We start from the raw sequence: 17,592 nt of genomic DNA, 5'->3' as shown, positions 1-17,592 counted from the left end.
ACGCAGATAGTACGAGCAGAGTGCAGTGGGGTGACTCCGACGTGACGCTACTCGCAGATATCCTCACGATCTTACTGAATGGGTTGCAACAGGGCGCAATCTACGTCCTACTCGCGGTCGGGCTATCGATTATCCTTGGGACGCTGAAGTTCGTCAACTTCGCCCACGGAGCACTGTACCTCGTCGGCGCGTATCTCGGGCTGTTTATCACGGCGCAGGTCCCGCTGAACGACGGCCAACTGGTGGAATGGGGTATCCAGTCGTACGGCATCGGACTGGGGTTCATCGCCGCACTGGTCATCGTGCCGATTGTCGTGTTCGTCATCGGCCTCCTGATGGAGCGGTTCATCGCACAGGCGTTTTACGACCGACCCGATACCGACCAGATTCTCGTGACGTTCGGGCTCGCAATCATCGTTCAGGAGCTGCTCCGGGCGATGCTCGGCGGGAACAGCCAGCCGTTCCCACAACCCTCGTGGGCATCCGGTCCAATCGCGCTGCCGGTGGTCGGGAACTTCCCGCGCTGGCGGCTCGGCGTCATCGCGATTACCGCAGTCCTCGTTCTAGGCGTGTACGCACTCGTCGAGTACACTGACTTCGGCCTCATCGTCCAGGCCGGTACCCTCGACGGCGAGATGGTTCGACTGCTCGGGATCAAACTGAGCCGCCCGTACCTCGTCGTGTTCGGCATCGGTGCCGCACTCGCCGGCGTGGCCGGCGTCGTCGGCGGCCCGCTCGCGAACGTCAACCCCAACATCGGGACTGAACAGTTGGTGCCAGCGTTCTTGACCGTCGTCATCGGCGGTGTCGGGAAAATAGAGGGAGCCGTGGTAGCCGGGCTGATGCTGGGGACACTACAGGTACTCCTCATCCAGACCGGCTATGCCGCCTGGAGCCAGGTCGGAATCTACGCGCTTGCGGCCGTAATTCTGCTGGTGCGTCCGCAGGGGCTGCTGGGCTCGGAGGTGGATGTCTCGTGAGCGACGAACCGCGCGATGCGACCGCCACGGCGGCGGCCGACGCCGACGCGGAGGTCACCAGCGGTCTCGGCGACCGCTGGGCCAGCTTCCGCGACCGGGAGATCTCGACAGTCCTGCTCACCGTCATTGGTGTGGCTGTCTTCCCGTTCCTGTTCAACAATCTCCTCGACGGCTACACGCAGCTGGCGACGCTGATGCTCATCTACGGCATCTTCGCCGTCGGCTTCGACATCCTGCTTGGCTACACCGGCCTGCTGTCGTTCGGTCACGCCGTCTTCTTCGGCGGCGCGGCGTACGCCGCTGGTATCTTCAGTGCGAGCGTCAGTAGCTCGCCGCTGCTCGTGTTGTTCGCCGGCACGGCGTTTGCGGTGCTGATGGCGTGGATCGTGGGCTTCCTGTCGCTGCGCCGCGGCGGGATCTACTTCGCAATCCTGACGTTGACGTTCGGCCAGATGTCGTTCTACCTGGCGGCCTCGCCGCTGGCCTTCCTCACCAACGGTGAGAACGGCTTCACCTCTGTGGACATCGGCCACCTGCTGGGCGTTATCGACATCCACGGCGGGGTCCCGTTCCCGCTGACGATGCTGGTCGACAACATGTTGTATGTGTTCGTCGCCGTCATGACGGTGCTGTCAGTCGCGATGGCAAATCGCATTCTCCACTCGCCGTACGGAACCGTGTTCCGCGCGATTCGGGAGAACGAGCGACGGGCAGAGTTCGTCGGGCTGGACGTCTGGCGGTACAAGCTGATGGCGTTCATCATCTCGGCGGCCTTCGCTGGCATCGCCGGAAGCCTGTTCACTATCGAGGGGAACTACGTGCCCCTGCAATCGCTGTACTGGACCGAGTCCGGTCGTATCGTCATCATGACTGTGCTCGGCGGTGTCGGCTCGCTATTCGGGCCGCTGTTCGGTGCCGGGCTGTACCTGTACATCGAGAACATCGTCAGCGGGTTCGAGACGCTCGGCCCGTTCTGGCACCTCATTCTCGGCATCGTGTTCGTCGTCGCCGTCGTCCTCTTCCCGAACGGTATCTGGGGCGGTATCGACTACGTTCGTGACATGGTCGTCGGAGGTGAGGACGAATGACGGTCCTCAAGACGGAACGGCTCACCAAGCAGTTCGGCGGCCTCACGGCCGTCGACGAGGTGGATCTGGAGATAGAACAGGGCGAGGGGGTAAGCCTCATCGGCCCCAACGGCGCGGGGAAATCGACGTTCATCAACCTCGTCACCAGACGGCTCGAACCGAGCTACGGCGAGATCGCGTTCCAAGGGGATTCCATCATCGGGATGGACCCACACGAGGTCGTCCAGCGGGGGATGAGCAAGTCCTTCCAGACAGCCTCGATCTTCCCCGAACTAACCGTCAAGGAGAACGCGACCATCGCAGCGCTGGCAGCCGAGCACGGTTCGTTCCGGTTCAACTTCTTCCGGAATCAGAACAGCTACCCGGCGGTCGACGAACTGGCGAACGAGGTCCTCGAGTCGGTCGGTCTGTACGACGAGCGAGAGAACCAGGCCGATAGCCTCGACTACGGGAACAAGCGCCGGCTCGAACTCGGCATCGCGCTGGCCGCCGAACCGGACATGCTGCTGATGGACGAGCCGACGGCGGGAATGTCGCCCGACGAGACGAAATCGACCGTCGACCTCATCAAGCGGGTCAAGGAGGAACTCGACCTGACATTCCTGCTGGTCGAGCACGACATGGAGATCGTCTTCGACATCTCCGACCGCATCGTCGTCCTCAATCGCGGGTCGGTTATCGCAGAGGGGACGCCGACGGAGGTACAGAACGACCCCGCTGTACAGGAAGCGTACCTCGGAGGTGTCGAGGAATGACGCTGCTCGACGTAGACAACATCAACGGCTACTACGGTGAGAGCCACATCATTCAGGACGTGTCGATGAACGTCGACGACGGCGAAATCACGGCCCTGCTGGGTCGCAACGGAGCGGGGAAGACCTCGACGCTCCGCTGTATCTCCGGGGCGACGCCGCCGGACGTCCGGAGCGGCACGATCCAGTTCGACGGGACGGACATCACCAACGCCCCGCCGGAGGACATCGCCGTCCGCGGCATCTCGCTGGTCCCGGAGGAACGGCGCGTGTTCACTGACCTGACTGTCGCCGAGAACCTCCACCTCGCGGACACCGTCCGCAACAAGTCGAACACCTGGCGGCGGAAGCTCGATTTCCGCGACGAAGGGATGTCGGCCGACGAGATCTACGAGTACTTCCCGAGACTCGACGAGCGACGCTCCCAGAAGGCCGGCACGCTCTCGGGCGGCGAACAGCAGATGCTCGCCATCGCCCGCGCGCTCCACCAGAGTACCGACCTGTTGATGCTCGACGAGCCATACGAGGGGCTGGCACCGCAGATCATCCAGTCCGTCGAGAACGCCATCGAGCGTATCAGCGAGGACGGGACGACGATACTGCTGGTGGAGCAAAACGCCGTGGCAGCGATGAAGATCGCCGACCGGTGTTACGTGCTGGACCGCGGGCAAGTGGTCTTCGAAGGGCCCGCCGAGGAACTACAGCAGGATCAAGAAACACGCGACAAATATCTGGGTGTCTGAATGTCGGAAACTCAATCTCCCGAAGCGCTACTCGACGCACTGCAGTCGGAGGGTGTCGTCGTCATCGACGCGGAAACGGATGAAGTCAGCACGACAGAGGCGTTCGAGGCCGACCGCGAGGTATACTACGACACCTACGTGACGATGGGCGACGCGGAGTTCCACGAGTCTGTCGCCGAGGTGTTCGGCCTCGATTCGGCTGCCGAAGCGGCCGAACGGGTCGACGAACTCGACGTGTCACGCGAGGAGTTCGCCACGTTCCTGACCCTGCGGTCGAACGTCGACGATTCTTACACCATCGTGGAACTGACGACGATGGCACAGATGGCGACCGAACTGGGGCCGGAGACGCCAGTCCCCGACGGAGTCGAACATCTCGACGACGACAGCTACGAGGCGTTCGTCAACGCCCACGACCGGTGTGTCATCACCGTGTGGAAACTGTTCTGTGAACCCTGCGAAGCGATGAAAGAGCAGTTGGACGAGGTCCTGGCCGCGTTCCCCGACGGCGTCCCGGTCGGTGGCCTCGCCGGCGAGCGGTCCCCGGAGTTCTGTCAGTCGGTCGGGGTCAACGCGGCCCCCGCCGTCGTGCTGTTCGAGGACGGCGAACCCGTCGAGCGGATCACCGGGCGGACGGACCCGTCGCCGCTCGCGGAACGAGTCGAAGAAGTGTACGACGTCTGACTGCGGCGTTACTCTTCTTCGCCGCTGCAGACGAGCACGGAACGATCCGTACCGAGAATCACACTCTGTGTAACGCTGCCGAACAGAACCTTGCCCGTCGGCGTCCGCTTTCGTCCGGCGACGACAATCATATCGGCGTCCTGCTCGTCAGCCAGCCGGAGGATTGCGTCGGCCGGTTCGCCGCTTGACTCTTCCAGCGCCACCTCGACGCCAGCGTCCTCAAGGACTTCTCGTGCCCGGCGCACGGAGGCCACCTGATCGACGGACGCGCCTTCGGGGTTTTCCTCGAAGTCGTGTAGCAGCGTGACACGGACCTGGCTGGCGTCCATCGGAACTTCGGTTATCGCTTCCGCGATGGCGGTCCCACGAGCCTCACTTTTGTCTATCCCAGCGACAATTTCGTACATGCTCGCTTCATCCGTAGGACGGGCCAACCCTTAGTTCTGGCCCGGATTTCGAACATAGATCATCAAAAATAACGCCACGTATCACGTCCCGCAGATCGACGCAGCGGCGTTAGTCGCCGAACGGCCCCATACCGCCGCCACCCATACCGCCCATGCCGCCACCGCCGCCACCGCCCTGCTGCATCTGTTTCATCATCCGCTCCATGTCGCCGTCACCCATGCCCTGGAACTGCTTGAGCATCTGCTCCATCTGCTTGTGTTGCTGGAGGAGCTCACGAACCCGTTCCTCGGGCTTGCCCGAGCCGCGGCAGATGCGCCTGGTTCGGGACTGGCCGACGACGCGGGGGTTCTCCAGTTCCTCCTCGGTCATCGAGTCCATGATGACATCGAAGTCCCGCATCCGCTCCTGAGTCACGTCCATCGCGTCGTCGGGGAGCTGATCCATCAGCCCGCCGCCTAGGCCGGGGATCATGTCCATCACCTGATCCAGCGGCCCCATGTTGTTCATCGTCTGCATCTGCTTGCGCATGTCCTTGAGGGTGAACTTCCCCTCCATCATGTCCTCGGGGTCCCAGTCCTCCTCGTCACCTTCCTGCGTTTCCTCCATTGCGCGCTCGACGCGCTCGGTGAGCTGTTTGAGGTCGCCCATGCCGAGCAGTCGAGAGATGAACCCGGAGGGCTCGAACCGCTCGATGTCCTTGACCGTCTCCCCGGAGCCGAGGAAGGCGATGGTGGAGTCGGTCTCGTTGACCGCAGCGAGCGCGCCCCCACCTTTCGCCGTCCCGTCGAGCTTCGTGATGACGACACCGTCGATACCGATGGCTTCCTCGAAGTCGGCGGCCTGGCTCTTGGCACTCTGGCCCATCGCCGCGTCCAGCACGAGCAGGTCCCGGTCGGGCTGGACCTCCTGCTCGATGCGTTCGATCTGTTCGATAAGCTCCTCGTTCAGGCCGTCACGGCCTGCTGTGTCGACGATGCGAACGTCCGCGCTCTCCGTCGCTTCCAACCCGTCGCGGGCGATCTTCACCGGGTCGTCCTCGTCGGGGTCGCCGTAGAAGTCCACCTCGGCGCGCTCGGCCATCTCCTTGGACTGGTCGTACGCACCGGGCCGGTCCGTGTCAGTCTGGATGATTGCCGGCCGGAGCCCTTTCGTCGAGAACCACCACGCCATCTTCGCTGCCGTCGTCGTCTTCCCTGACCCGTACAGGCCGGCGAGCATGATGGTCTGTTCTTCCAGCGGGAGTTCGGTCGACTCGCCGACGAGGTCGACCAGTTCCTCGTAGACAATCCGCAGGACCCAGTCCCGCGGAGTCGTCCCTGCCGGTGGCTCCTCATCCAGCGCGCGTGTTTCGATACTGTCGGAGAGGTCCTGTACGAGCCCGACATCCACGTCAGCCTGCAACAGCGACCGCTGAATCTCCTTGACGATATCCTCGATGTCTTCCTCAGAGAGCCGGGACTTCCCCCGGAGGTCGTCGAGTGTCCCCCGGAGTGAACTCCCAAGATCGTCGAGTACCATTGTTAGCGCGAGATACGCGACGGTGCGGGTAAAGGCTTGTTGTCATGCGCCCGACTCCCCTGCAAGTCCGGAGCCGCGGGCTGACAGCAGTCAGAGAAAGTGGTTGTAGGGAAGCCGCTATGCGCGACCGTTCAGCGGGCAGACGAAGAAGTCGGGTGGGCCGAAGCCGGGACGACCGAGAGTGACGTTGGTGTAGTCTTTGTCTAAGATATCGCTATCGCTTGTCAGCGGTGCATCGTCATTGAACGCCTGGATGTCAGTCACCGCTGCCGAGAAATGCGTCCACTGCCCACCGTTCCAGTCTCGGTCACCGGGTGCTGACTCGGAGACGAACGGTGAGCGTTGGTCGGCACTCACCTTCTCGTTAGCCACGATCGGTTTATGTCCGTCATGGAGGAAGTAGATTTTGTCCTCCGGGTCGGGACGCTCGTCGAGGACGTTCACAACGTTTGTCCGCCAGAGTACGTCGTTCGCATAGACACGGCCGAACTCTTTCCCCGTACCGCGCTCATCACCGTTTCCAGGGTTCGCTGCAGTTGCTCCAGTCACAGACAGCCCAACACCTGCGACGCCGAGGGCTGCTGTTGACCGGAGAACCTGTCGCCGTGTCGGTTGTTCGCTTCCAGTCATTGTGCTTCGGAGGCTTTCTCCGCCTCCACGGTTCACCACGGAGAGGGATATTGAGAATATTTTTCAAAGATCCTTCAAATTCAGTCCCAATTCTCTGTGAACTCTCTCCAGCTTCTCCACTGATACTGTTTCTGCCCGTGACGAAAGGGTCAAAAAGACGAACCGATTGGGGACCAACATGGCCGTTCTCGGGCAGCTCGGATTCATGGTCGCGTTTCTCTCGGCCGGCGTCGCCGCCGGCCATTTCGGGCTGTTGACCGAGCGGCGGACGGATAGCCTCACCACACTCGTCTTTACCGTCGCGCTGCCGGCGCTCATATTCCGGTCCACGTACGACCGCCCGTTACAGGAGATCGTCTCACCGGCGCTACTCGGGGGGTTCTGGGCCGTCATCGCGCTGACGATAGCGCTGGGCTGGCTCGTCCATCGACGGCTGGATTCCGCCGACCGCCGCAGCGTCTCCGTCGTCCAGTCGTATCACAGCAACATGGGGTTTCTCGGGCTGCCGCTCGTGGCGGCGACGATGGGCAGCGAAGCGACAGCCGTCGCCAGCGTCATCCTCGGTATCGGCGCGGTGACCCACGTCCCAGTGACGGTGTTCCTGCTGGTCCGTATCAACGGCAGCGACGCCTCGCTGCTGACCGAGTGCAAGAAACTCGTGACGAACCCGGTACTCATCGCGCTGGTGGCTGGCATCACAGCCTCGGTCCTGTCGCTGCCCGTTCCGGAGTTACTCATCGGTGCGCTCGGTCCACCGGCAGAACTGGCGTTGCCGGTCGCCCTGCTGTGTATCGGTGCGACGCTCGACACGGACCTTCCGGTGTCGGATCTGCAAAAAACCGTCAGCGTCGTCGGGCTGAAGGTACTGTGGATGCCGGCGCTGGCGTGGCTGGTGTACTCCTCGTTGTCGATGGACGCGACAGCGCTGGGTGCGGCAGTCGTGATGCTCGGCACGCCAACGGCGGTGTCGACGTACGTCTACACGACCGAACTCGGCGGCGACGCGGCGTTCGCCTCACTGAACGTCTTCACGTCGACGGTGGTCTCCATCGGAACGCTGTCGCTCCTCGTCTGGCTGTTCACCTGACGCCCCGCCGTGGTCACGCTTTTGCCCGCCGACGCCCCCACCGACGGTATGGGCTATCACCAGATCGATCCGCAGGACCTGTCGGAAACCGAGGACTACCCCTGTGACCGGCGCGGCATCTCCGACGCCGCCGAACTCCACGCGCTCCACGCGGCCACCTACGAGATGGCGCCCGGAGAGGACCTCTCGCGGGCCTATCACTACCACGAGACGCGCGAGGAACTGTTCTACGTACTCGACGGCACGCTTCACGTCGAAACGCCCGACGGGGAGTACGTCGTCTCGGCCGACGAGGCGTTCGTCGCCGAGCCGGAGAGCCCGCACCGCGCGCACAACCCGGCTGACGCCGACGAATCAGTTACTGTGCTGGGCGTCGGCGCGCCGCCGACCGACATCGCGCGCCCGTACGACCCCGACGCGTAGCGTGGTTCGGCGGTTCAGACACGCTTTTCAGCCACCCCGTCACAGTTGCGCCTATGACGAGTAAACAGGCGGTACAACAGGAACTGGTCGACAGCGGCGTCACGGCAGTCTTGCGCGGGATTCCCGAGGAAAAGATGGTCGACGTGGCGACAGCCGTCCACGAGGGCGGCGTCACGGCGCTGGAGCTGACGGCCGACGCGAAGCGCTGCTCGGACATGATCGCCGCCGTCGACAAAGCGCTCGACGACACAGACGCCATTATCGGGGCTGGGACAGTCATGGACGCCGCCGCCGCCCGCAACGTCATCGAGGCTGGCGCGGAGTTCGTTCTCGCGCCGAACCTCAACGAGGACGTCATCGACGTGTGCAACCGCGAGGGGGTCCTCGCGATCCCTGGCGTCATGACGCCGACGGAGGCCGCCGACGCGATGGAAGCGGGCGCGGACATCCTGAAGATGTTCCCGGCGAAAACGGTCGGCCCGGCCCACATCGGCGCGCTACAGGGTCCGCTCGGCGACGTCCCGATTATGCCGACCGGTGGCGTCTCGACCGACAACGTCGACGAGTTCTTCGACGCCGGTGCGGTCGCCGTCGGCGCGGGCTCGGCGCTGGTCAACTACGAAGCAATCGAGAACGACGACATGGACGGCGTCCGCGAACAGGCCGCGGCGTTCGTCGACGCCGTCGAGGCCGCCCGAGAGTAGCAACAATCTCACCCGACCGGTGGGGAACGGCTCTGGTACGGTGCGGGCGGGTTACACTTCGGTTTCGTTCGCGGTCGTTTCGTTGCCTGTCTCGGTCCCGGCCGTATCGGTCTCATTTCCGGGTAGTTCAGTTTCGTTGCTAGGTACTTCAGTTTCGTTACCGGATATGTCCGTTTCGTTGCCCGGAATATCTGTCTCGTTGCCAGGCGTTTCAGTTTCGTTGCCCGGTACTTCAGTCTCATTGCCTGGTAGATCTGTTTCAGTATCCGGCATCTCGGTCTCGTTCCCGGGAGCATCGGTTTCGTTCTCGCCGAGTTCCGTCTCGGTATCCATTCCGGTTTCGGCCTCAGTTTCGGAGGCAGTCTCAGTCTCCATCGCCGGTTCTGTATCGTCGGCCGTCATCGCGTCAGTCTCTTCGGCCGTGGGCGTGTCCGGGGCTTCTGCACCGCCGTCGCCGTCGGTCTCCATAGTGCCGTTCCCGCCGCTACCGCCAGTGTCACTACAGCCAGCGAGCGCCACGAGTGCGCCGCCTGCGATCTTGATAACGTTTCGTCGAGATGTCAGTCGTCCCATAGCGTTTGCCCGAAGACTACCAAGGCAATTTATGAATGACCTGCTAAGTGTCTGACAGAGCGGATTAGCCACACCCGAAGGTGTGCTAGTTCGCAAAACAATCGGTTTCAGACCCTGATTAGTTCGAATCCAGTATTTCGACCGGTTCACAAGTAGTTCTACGCTTCGATCGCTCGAACTTCGACGTGCCGCGGTGTGGTTCGATACTCGGGTTATAATTATGCACACTGTTCCCGAGCGGTTATCGAGTACATAGGTATGTGCGTCCCAGGTTGCACTAGCCTGCCCTGCGCCGTGAGTCAGACACCCGCACCGGGGTCAAAACCCGCTCAATCTCAGTTTAGCAACGTAATAACCCGTGGACGGTCAGTGCCTGCACCAGTCTCCATACGTTCAGGAACTCCCGCAGCCGCAACTGTCGTCACCGTCGCCCGGAACACCGGGCATCGGCTCGCTCCCGTCAGTTACGAACTGTACTCGTCGGTGGGGAGACGGCGGTCATCCGAAGATGGCCCGAGGAGTTCAGGTGCGACATCAGCCGGCACGGCTTGCCGACGGTAGCGTCGGTCAGACATCGCTGTCTCCCCCGTTCACGATATCGCCGGAAACGTCACATCGTTCAATTGTCTGCATTGGTGTCACGCTACAATATTGCGTAAATCAGTGATGAGCAGCGATCGACTTCAACGCGCTCCTGTCGGCGAAAACGACCACACCTCCGCCGATGTGGTGATATTTGCTGCATCGTACGCAGTGCAGTCCCGTCGAGAGCGCGCGACTGCGCCGGTTTTTCGACAATAAGGGCCAGCAATAGCTGCTCATAGCCCAGATATTGCGGCGATAATAACCTCGAAGTCCGAGCCTTATTCGCCGATGAGGCTGTCGACGATTTCCTCGGGGTCGAACGGTTCGAGGTCGTCGTAGTCCTGGCCGGTCCCCAGGAAGAGAATCGGCTTCCCCGTGACGTGAGCAACGGAGATCGCCGCGCCGCCCTGCGGATCGGCGTCGGCCTTCGTCAGGATCGCACCGTCTATCTCGGCGGCGTCGTTGAACTCGCGCGCCCGGTTGACGGCGTCCTGACCCGCGACCGCCTCGTCCACGAACAGCGTCATGTCCGGGTCGATGTTGCGGTCGATCTTCTCCAGTTGGGCCATCAAGTCATCCGAGGTGTGGAGTCGGCCGGCCGTATCGCCCAGTACCACGTCGATGTCGTTGGCCTTGGCGTACTCGACAGCATCGTAGACGACCGCCGTCGGGTCCGATCCCTGCTCGTGGGTGATGATCTTCTTGTCGAGGTTCTCGGCGTGTTTCTCCAGTTGCTCGTTCGCGCCGGCGCGATAGGTGTCGCCGTTGGCGAGCACCGTCGAGAGTCCGCGCTCCTCGAAGTACCGGGCGAGTTTCGCAATCGAGGTCGTCTTCCCGACGCCGTTGACGCCGGTGAATACGATGGTGACCGGCTTGTCCGCCTGCTGGATCCGATCGTCGAAGTCGAACTGGCCGACGTTGATGACGTCGTACAGCGACTCGCGGAGCGCGTCCCGGACGAGGTTCCCCGTGCTGGAGAGCCGCCGGCGGGTCTGGCCCGTGAGGTTCTCCTTGACGCCATCAAGAATCTCGTTGGCGACGCTCATCTCCACGTCGCTCGACAGCAGCGCCAGTTCGAGGTCGTCGAGGTGGTCCTGCAGGTCCTCCTCCTCGATGACCGTCTTCCCAGTCGCCATGAGCTTCGCCTTCGCGGCGAGGCCGCGGCCGCCGTCGTCGTCTTCTTCGGACGCCGAATCGGCTTCGGACGCCGAGTCCGCCTCGGTCTCCGCAGCATCGTCCGACTGTGAATCTACGTCAGGGACTGCATCCCCGTCTTCGACTGCCGTAGACGACGCTGTGGCTGACTCATCTATCACCTCGGAGTCAGCGGCTGACGGTTCAGAGCCAGTCCCGGACTGATCGTCCGTAGCTGCTGGCGTCGCCGCCTGCGTATCGCCTTCGGACGGCTGCGTGTCCGTTGCGGGCTCGGAATCAGTCGCCTGATCAGCCGGCACTTCCCCGTCCGCCCCGTCGGCGTCCGGTTCTTCCTCCGCTTCAAGTGCCTCTTCGTCGACGTCCTCCTCAACGTCGCTCGTGAACCCGCTGAGTTTGTCCTTCAGTCCGTCGAACATGCGGCCTTACTCGTCTTCCTGCTCTTGCTGTTGCATCATCTGCTGCATCTGCTGCTGTTGCATCTGCTGGGCCTGCTGTTCGAGCTCCTCCATCTCGGTCTCGACTTCGGCCTTCTCTTCCTGCAGGTCGCTAATGTGGTCGTCCAGTGTCTCCTTCTTGGTTTCCAGCGTGCTGACAGCGCCGTCCTGCTCGCGCTCTGCGGAGTAGCCGCCACCGAGGGAGACGACGACCTCGTCGATGTCCTCGATAGTCGCGCGGATGTAGGCGTCGCCACCGAGCGGGACCTGTACCGTGGAACCGGAGTCGAGCGTCTCGATGGCCTCGATGGCCTCGTCGATATCAGTCTGCTTCTCGCGGAGGCGTTCGATCTCCTCGTCGATAGCCTCGACTTCCTGCTCCATCTGCTCGATCTCCTGTGCGACCTGCTGCATCTGACCGCCGCCGCCACCGCCGCCACCGCCCATCATGCTGCCACCTCCTCGATCGTGATCTGCGTGCGCTTGAGGTTGTGCTGGGAGCCGAAGTCGCTGTAAACGCGCTCCTCAGCGACGTTCTCGTTTGGCGCGTCGACCTCCTTCTCGAACTGTTGTGGGCCGTCTCGGGCCGGGAAACTACCGCGAACAGTGTACGTGCTCATACACGCAGATGCGGGCAGGGCAGGGAAGTATCTTCCCCTTCCGCCTTTTTCCAGAGACACAGCGATCCACGACAGATCCGGGCAATACTCACCGCTATTCGGACCGATCCAGTGGCATCCGAGCCACCCAGAAACAGATGATTCAGCTCCTATTCACCGGGATCTGGTGCGTACACCATATCGCCGCCACACTCCGGACAAGACGGGCGGAGTACACCTGTCGAGTAGTCACACTTCCGGCAGACGAGACTGTTCTGGTCTTCCGCGGGTGGTGTTCGCTGGACCATGTATGATATTTGGGAACACACCATATTATTCTTTGACACGATCTGTCATGGTCACTGACCACGGCGGATTTGCGGGGGCATCACGTACGTCGAGATATGAGCGAGACGACCTACCAGTGTGAGTGCGGTGCGACGCTTCGGTTCAGGCAAGACCTGACACTGGAGCGCGGCGGGACCAGTCGGTTCTGGGCGTGTGGGGACTGTGGACTGCCCGTTCCGGGCGTGGTGGCAGAGAAACTCAGCCACCAGCATCCATCCTGAGCGGTGACAGAGAAGTCGCGTCAGTCGATGTAGCCGAGTGCCTGGTCGATACGGCCCAGCTCTGGCCCGGAGGTGTCCGAACCACAGACGTAGCCGTGGTCGTTGGCGACCAGTCCGGAGCCAACGAGCGGGCCACCGTAATTAATGGTCCCGATGTCGGCCGGTACGTCGAGGATGTCCTCGAGGGCATCGAGTTCGCCGTCCGTGGCCTTCGGATGGCAGAGCACACCGTTGTTGGTGGCGACGGCAGCGGTCCCGACGGTTGTGACACCGGCGATGACGCCACGTTCGACCGGGACCTCCAGCCCGTCTTTGACGGCCTGCACGGCGTCTCTGGAGAGGTCAGGGTGGACGTACGCGCCGTAGTCGTTACAGCAGACGACGTTGCCGGCGGCGTTGATTCGGCCGGGGAGCCGCGTCACGGGCACGTCGACGACGTCCTGAATCCGTTCGATTTCGGTCTCGCGGACGCGTTCGGAGACGACCAGTCCGTTCTCGTTGCCGGTCGCGAGCGCGCCGACGGTCCCGGAGCGGCCGACGGTGGTCGGCACGGCTGGAACGTCGAGTTCGTCGCTCAGGTCGTCGAGCAGCGATTCGTCTAAGTCTGGGCGAACCAGCACGCAGTCGTCGGTCGCACGGGCGAACACACCCACGTACGACGACCCGGAGAAAGCCGCGCGGAGCAACGTTACTCTGCGGTCTCTGCTTCGACGATGGCTTCGCCCTCTTCCTCGAAGCGGGCGGCGCGAACACGGATCTTGCTCGGCGTGTTGGCGCGACCGCGGGCCCAGGCCGCCTCGTTGATCGAGGGGTCGAGGCGGACGGCGTCCTCGTCGACAGAGAAGTGTTTGGCGAGGTGCTCGCGGATGAGGATCATCGCCTTGTCTGCGCGCTTGTGGTTCGGTTCGGCTCGCGCGTCTCGGAGCGGGACGGTGACGACACGCTCCTCGAAGTCACTGGCGCTCATTATTCGTCAGTGTCGTTGCGCCGCCAGTGGCGTCGTTTGTGGTTGCGCTGGACTTCGCGGTCCGTCTTGAGCATGACCCAGGCCGGGACTCGACTGTTCTGGTTGTCGAGTTTGGCCAGTCGCTTCTTCGTAGCCTTCGATTTCTTACCCATGGTATGGTGCTTGTTCCGCGCCGTGGTTTAAATTCCTTCCTTTTCGAGCCGGTCACGGCCCGTTATCAGCGGCTATAACTGCGGACGTAGAACTAAGTAGTCCGTGGCCCTGATTATCAATGGATGAAGCGCCGGAGATTCCTCCAGACAATGGGTGTCGGTGCAACAGCTGTCGGCTCCGGTTGCATGGGTGGGGGCGGTGAGGTCGTCGTCAGCGTGCAACAGGACGTCAGAGTCAACCCACACGAAGCGTGGATCAAGGAGGAAATTCCGGACGTATCCGACCCCGGCGGTGAACTACGGTATATCGTCAAAGCGGACATCCCGTTCAGCGTGTACTTTTTCACTGATCGCGAGCGGTTCGAGCAGTACGACACGTTCATCAAGGGTCGGAAGCCCGACGAGACACCGCCGGGGAACCCCGAGTTCAGCCAGACAGCGGTCCAGCCGGAGGGGTCGGATATTTACAAAGCGTCGACGGACGACGGCGGCGCGCGAGAGTCACTTGACGAACCCGGGCCGTACTTCTTCGCCGTCGACCACTCGAACTACCGGATGGAGACCCGTGTTGATGACTACGGCGACCCGCTGAAGGCCTTTGTCGACCTCACCGTCATCCGGAACAAGCTCCCGTTCTAAACGAACGCCAGCGGCACCATCGCCAACACGCCGACAGCGACCCCTGCGAGTAGTTCACGTTTGCCTCCACCCGGCAAGCCGTCCCCGTACTCCAGCGCCTCGGGGACGAACTCTGTGAGTACGAGGTACACCATCGCCCCGGCGGCGAAGCCGAAGCCGAACGGGAGGAACGCCTTCGCCAGCGTGACGAAGTAATACGCGATAACGGCCCCGACCGGCTGGGGCAGCGAGGAGAACACCGCCCACCAGACCATCTTCCACTCGCTGACACCCAGCGAGCGAAGCGGGATGGCGATAGCAGTCCCCTCAGGGACGTTGTGGATGGAGATGGCGATGGTCATGAACACCGCCAGCAGCGGGACGGAGACACCAAGGATACCGACAGCGGATTCGGGCGTGGCCGACTCCAACCCGAGTTCAGCGAAGGAGACGCCGACGGCGACGCCCTCCGGGAAGCTATGGACAGTCAGAATGCCCAGAATTAGCAGCAGCTTGGTAAAATCCGCCTGTTCGAACTGCTTGGGCGACTGGTCGAAATCGTCTAACAGTTCGTGTGCTACAGCGACGAGCGCGACCCCAGCCAGAATACCGGGAACCATGAGCACTGGCGATCCGTAGGCCAGCCCCTCCCGGACGAGTCCGAACAACGAGGCGGCAACCATGATCCCCGAGGCGAGCCCCCACAGCAGGACGTTCCATCGGTCGGAGAACTCGTCGACCAGAAAGAACGGTATCGCACCGAGGCCGGTGGCGAGTGCCGTGAGCAACCCCGCGACGAACACGAAAGCAACGTTCTCAACGGCGACCATATCGGTCCTACGCTGCTCGGACCGATAAAAATTGTCACTAACCTGATTTGTTTTGGTCGGCCTAAACGGACTGCCAGTACGCCGCACGGAGTTATACAGGTGCCTAATTCATGCCCTCAGTGCGAATCCCAGCCAAAACTACGACACTCCCGACACCACCAAACAGTTTCTAACAAAATTCTATCACTAAATGGCCGTCAGCATCGTTCGCATAGAACTCGCACCGACAGCAACCGCCTGGCTGTAACGGTACACACTCACAGCGACACCGAGTCGACGGTCCGGTATGTCGGTCCGTCGGGACCCAGTTCGCTCTCTTTCAGCCTGATTTCCGCGACCCGTAGGCGCCCCACGCCAGGATCGTCGTTCTCGACGACGTGCTGTACAGTCTCCTTGCCGCCGGCGTTGTCCATTCTGGCGATGGTCGCGTGCGGCGTGAACCCGTGGTCCTCCGGGTCAAACCCCATCGCGACGGTCCGGTCTTCGATGGCTTCGTGCAGCGCGGTCAGTTCCGCATCACCCTGGCCGTCCTGGACGCCAATCCAGACGACGCTGATGTAGGACAGCGACGGAAAGACGCCGAGCCCGCCGAACTCAGCTTCGAACGGATCGACGCCGCTGTCTTCGACCGCGGTTTCGAGGGCGGCGGCGACGTCGTCGATGCGATCCGAGTCGGTGTCACCGAGGAACTTCAGCGTGACATGAGCTTGCTCGGGGTCGGTGAGTCGAAGGCCCGACACCCCGTCGAACCGGTTCTGGACGGCTGCCACGGCGTCGGCCAGCCCGTCAAGGTCGACGCTGACGAACAGGCGCTTTGTCATAGCTGAGGGTTGCGGGCCGGTTCGCAAGAAAGCACCGGGCACCGCAGCCAGAACTCCTCAGGACGACCGCAAGCGACACCGTGGAGACAAGGGCCGTCCGGTATAACGGGCTCCGAGCGGCCGGAAATCCGGGCGCAGGACACCTAAATCCTGGCGAGCCGTGGACGTAGCCCTTAACCGGATTGGCCGTCAATCAGGTAGTATGACAGACAACGACGACGATCACGCCTTTTCGGAAGGGCAGGGGTTCGACGACCCCTACGAGGGGTTCGACCTCGAACCGCCAGAGTTCGAAGTCGATCCGGACAAGGTCGACCCCGTCGACTCGCGTGTCGTCACCGACCTGCTTGACCAGCGGAACATCTCCGCTGACTCTGTGGAACCGGAGAAGCTACTCGATGTCGGCCTAGAGTATATGCACATCAACCGCCACGAACAGGCCGCCGAAACCTTCGAGCGCGTTGCCCAGCACACAGAGGAGGAGCGTCTGCTCCAAGAGGCATGGACCAACAAGGGTGCGGCCCACGCGGAACTCGAGGAGTGGGACGCCGCCATCGGCGCGTACAAGGAAGCCCTCAATTTCGACGAGGAGTCCGACCACGCCGCTACGGCCGAGACGAACCTCGCATACGCGCTGTGGAAATCCGGCCGCTCCGAACAGGCGCTCGAACACGCCGAGCGCGCCGTCGAAATCGACCCTCGCTTCGGCGAGGGCTGGTACAACCGCGGCTTCTTCCTGCTCGAACGCGGGCTAGCTGACGAAGCTATCGACGCGTTCGACAACGCCGTCCGCCTCGGTTTCCGCAACGCCGATGTGCTCGAAGAGAAGGCCCGCGCCCTCGAAGAGGTCGGCGAGTTCGACCGCGCCGAAGAGCTGGCTGAAGAAGTCGACGAGATGCGCGAGGAGGCCGAGCAGCAACTGCTTGAATGATACTCAACGAACGCGACACCGACGAGGGGTTGCTCGTCTCCGTCTGTGACCCCGACATCATGGGCGAAACGTTCGAGAACGGACCCGTCTCGCTCACCGTCAACGAGGATTTCTACGGTGGCGAGGCGGCTACCGAAGACGAAATCGTCGACAGTCTTTCCCGGTGTTCGGTCGCCAACATCGTCGGCGACGACGCCGTCAGCGTCGCCGTCGAGCACGGCTTCGTCGACGAGGAGAACGTCCTCGATCTGGGCGAGACGCGCCACGCGCAACTGCTCTGGATGTAACTGCGGTCGCTATCGCACGCCCGACCCCGACAGTCTTTGCACACGCGCGTCGAG

24 protein-coding genes are annotated in these 17,592 nt (G+C 62.5%); 12 read left to right on the top strand and 12 right to left on the bottom strand.

The genetic code is table 11. The features are described from left to right. Positions 1-41: 41 nt before the first annotated feature. Genes ACYJ11_RS08685 through ACYJ11_RS08665 form a run of 5 tightly spaced genes read left to right on the top strand, consistent with a single transcriptional unit; the run spans position 42 to position 4,247 of the window. On the top strand, positions 42-980 hold the full coding sequence (locus ACYJ11_RS08685; RefSeq protein ID WP_461648425.1) for a branched-chain amino acid ABC transporter permease: 939 nt from the start codon (positions 42-44) through the stop codon (positions 978-980). Beyond that, a complete protein-coding gene (locus ACYJ11_RS08680; RefSeq protein ID WP_461647496.1) occupies positions 977-2,068 on the top strand; it encodes a branched-chain amino acid ABC transporter permease in 1,092 nt (363 codons plus the stop codon). Before ACYJ11_RS08685 ends, ACYJ11_RS08680 begins: the two co-directional genes overlap by 4 nt. Next, positions 2,065-2,823: an ABC transporter ATP-binding protein gene (locus tag ACYJ11_RS08675; RefSeq protein ID WP_188977575.1), complete on the top strand. Its 759-nt coding sequence runs from the start codon at positions 2,065-2,067 to the stop codon at positions 2,821-2,823. Before ACYJ11_RS08680 ends, ACYJ11_RS08675 begins: the two co-directional genes overlap by 4 nt. After that, entirely contained in the window at positions 2,820-3,563 is a 744-nt protein-coding gene (locus ACYJ11_RS08670; RefSeq protein ID WP_461647495.1) for an ABC transporter ATP-binding protein, read from the top strand. Before ACYJ11_RS08675 ends, ACYJ11_RS08670 begins: the two co-directional genes overlap by 4 nt. Further along, the gene (locus ACYJ11_RS08665; protein ID WP_461647494.1) at positions 3,564-4,247 is read left to right on the top strand and encodes a thioredoxin family protein; all 684 of its coding nucleotides are present in this window, start codon (positions 3,564-3,566) and stop codon (positions 4,245-4,247) included. 8 nt (positions 4,248-4,255) lie between these two features. Here ACYJ11_RS08665 and ACYJ11_RS08660 read toward each other — a convergent pair whose 3' ends face one another. From ACYJ11_RS08660 to ACYJ11_RS08650, 3 genes are all read right to left on the bottom strand, one after another. Then, positions 4,256-4,654: a universal stress protein gene (locus tag ACYJ11_RS08660; protein WP_004594022.1), complete on the bottom strand. Its 399-nt coding sequence runs from the start codon at positions 4,652-4,654 to the stop codon at positions 4,256-4,258. 109 nt (positions 4,655-4,763) lie between these two features. Continuing rightward, entirely contained in the window at positions 4,764-6,173 is a 1,410-nt protein-coding gene (locus ACYJ11_RS08655; RefSeq protein WP_461647493.1) for a signal recognition particle protein Srp54, read from the bottom strand. A gap of 117 nt (positions 6,174-6,290) precedes the next feature. Beyond that, the gene (locus ACYJ11_RS08650; protein WP_461647492.1) at positions 6,291-6,803 is read right to left on the bottom strand and encodes a hypothetical protein; all 513 of its coding nucleotides are present in this window, start codon (positions 6,801-6,803) and stop codon (positions 6,291-6,293) included. 178 nt (positions 6,804-6,981) lie between these two features. On the opposite strand from ACYJ11_RS08650, the gene ACYJ11_RS08645 reads away from it, so the two are divergent. From ACYJ11_RS08645 to ACYJ11_RS08635, 3 genes are read left to right on the top strand one after another with little or no spacing between them, the layout of a single operon-like run. After that, positions 6,982-7,890: an AEC family transporter gene (locus tag ACYJ11_RS08645; protein ID WP_461647491.1), complete on the top strand. Its 909-nt coding sequence runs from the start codon at positions 6,982-6,984 to the stop codon at positions 7,888-7,890. A 48-nt stretch (positions 7,891-7,938) separates the two neighbouring features. After that, positions 7,939-8,313 (top strand): cupin domain-containing protein, encoded by a 375-nt coding sequence (locus ACYJ11_RS08640; RefSeq protein ID WP_461647490.1) that lies wholly within the window; start codon positions 7,939-7,941, stop codon positions 8,311-8,313. 53 nt (positions 8,314-8,366) lie between these two features. Further along, positions 8,367-9,017 (top strand): bifunctional 4-hydroxy-2-oxoglutarate aldolase/2-dehydro-3-deoxy-phosphogluconate aldolase, encoded by a 651-nt coding sequence (locus tag ACYJ11_RS08635; RefSeq protein WP_004964639.1) that lies wholly within the window; start codon positions 8,367-8,369, stop codon positions 9,015-9,017. A gap of 51 nt (positions 9,018-9,068) precedes the next feature. Here the strand turns inward: ACYJ11_RS08635 and ACYJ11_RS08630 are convergent, their stop codons facing one another. From ACYJ11_RS08630 to rpl18a, 4 genes are all read right to left on the bottom strand, one after another. Then, positions 9,069-9,590, bottom strand: a complete 522-nt coding sequence (locus ACYJ11_RS08630) for a cell wall anchor protein (protein ID WP_461647489.1) — start codon at positions 9,588-9,590, stop codon at positions 9,069-9,071. An 863-nt stretch (positions 9,591-10,453) separates the two neighbouring features. Next, positions 10,454-11,746 carry a signal recognition particle-docking protein FtsY gene (gene ftsY / locus ACYJ11_RS08625; protein ID WP_461647488.1) on the bottom strand — a complete coding sequence of 431 codons (1,293 nt, stop codon included), beginning with the start codon at positions 11,744-11,746 and terminating at the stop codon, positions 10,454-10,456. A 6-nt stretch (positions 11,747-11,752) separates the two neighbouring features. Then, positions 11,753-12,214, bottom strand: a complete 462-nt coding sequence (gene pfdA, locus ACYJ11_RS08620) for a prefoldin subunit alpha (RefSeq protein WP_188852004.1) — start codon at positions 12,212-12,214, stop codon at positions 11,753-11,755. After that, the gene (gene rpl18a, locus ACYJ11_RS08615; protein ID WP_004594032.1) at positions 12,211-12,384 is read right to left on the bottom strand and encodes a 50S ribosomal protein L18Ae; all 174 of its coding nucleotides are present in this window, start codon (positions 12,382-12,384) and stop codon (positions 12,211-12,213) included. The genes pfdA and rpl18a overlap by 4 nt, the downstream gene beginning before the upstream one ends. A 383-nt stretch (positions 12,385-12,767) precedes the next feature. Between rpl18a and ACYJ11_RS08610 the strand changes: the two genes are divergently transcribed. Then, complete coding sequence (locus ACYJ11_RS08610; RefSeq protein ID WP_461647487.1) at positions 12,768-12,932, top strand: hypothetical protein; 165 nt, start codon at positions 12,768-12,770, stop codon at positions 12,930-12,932. 20 nt (positions 12,933-12,952) lie between these two features. Here the strand turns inward: ACYJ11_RS08610 and ACYJ11_RS08605 are convergent, their stop codons facing one another. The 3 genes from ACYJ11_RS08605 to ACYJ11_RS08595 are packed head-to-tail and all read right to left on the bottom strand — an operon-like array spanning position 12,953 to position 14,051. Next, entirely contained in the window at positions 12,953-13,618 is a 666-nt protein-coding gene (locus ACYJ11_RS08605) for a translation initiation factor IF-6 (RefSeq protein WP_461647486.1), read from the bottom strand. Positions 13,619-13,620: 2 nt separating this feature from the next. Then, complete coding sequence (locus ACYJ11_RS08600; protein ID WP_004518347.1) at positions 13,621-13,899, bottom strand: 50S ribosomal protein L31e; 279 nt, start codon at positions 13,897-13,899, stop codon at positions 13,621-13,623. Next, entirely contained in the window at positions 13,899-14,051 is a 153-nt protein-coding gene (locus tag ACYJ11_RS08595; RefSeq protein WP_004518346.1) for a 50S ribosomal protein L39e, read from the bottom strand. Before ACYJ11_RS08595 ends, ACYJ11_RS08600 begins: the two co-directional genes overlap by 1 nt. 186 nt (positions 14,052-14,237) lie before the next feature. Between ACYJ11_RS08595 and ACYJ11_RS08590 the strand changes: the two genes are divergently transcribed. Then, entirely contained in the window at positions 14,238-14,690 is a 453-nt protein-coding gene (locus tag ACYJ11_RS08590) for a hypothetical protein (protein ID WP_461648424.1), read from the top strand. On the opposite strand, the gene ACYJ11_RS08585 is transcribed toward ACYJ11_RS08590, so the two are convergent. Together ACYJ11_RS08585 and thpR are read right to left on the bottom strand one after the other, a co-directional pair. Continuing rightward, entirely contained in the window at positions 14,687-15,499 is an 813-nt protein-coding gene (locus ACYJ11_RS08585; protein ID WP_170097642.1) for a ZIP family metal transporter, read from the bottom strand. The genes ACYJ11_RS08590 and ACYJ11_RS08585 overlap by 4 nt on opposite strands. 257 nt (positions 15,500-15,756) lie before the next feature. Continuing rightward, positions 15,757-16,320, bottom strand: coding sequence for an RNA 2',3'-cyclic phosphodiesterase (gene thpR, locus ACYJ11_RS08580; protein WP_461647485.1), 564 nt, complete (start codon positions 16,318-16,320; stop codon positions 15,757-15,759). A 202-nt stretch (positions 16,321-16,522) separates the two neighbouring features. Between thpR and ACYJ11_RS08575 the strand changes: the two genes are divergently transcribed. Continuing rightward, positions 16,523-17,251: a tetratricopeptide repeat protein gene (locus tag ACYJ11_RS08575; RefSeq protein WP_170097644.1), complete on the top strand. Its 729-nt coding sequence runs from the start codon at positions 16,523-16,525 to the stop codon at positions 17,249-17,251. Then, the gene (locus ACYJ11_RS08570; RefSeq protein ID WP_461647484.1) at positions 17,248-17,538 is read left to right on the top strand and encodes a DUF424 domain-containing protein; all 291 of its coding nucleotides are present in this window, start codon (positions 17,248-17,250) and stop codon (positions 17,536-17,538) included. The genes ACYJ11_RS08575 and ACYJ11_RS08570 overlap by 4 nt, the downstream gene beginning before the upstream one ends. The last annotated feature ends 54 nt before the right edge of the window (positions 17,539-17,592 follow it).

Source organism: Haloarcula sp. H-GB5, from assembly GCF_054850705.1.
Note: the sequence above shows the minus strand (reverse complement) of the source record. Positions and strands in the feature narration are given on the sequence as shown.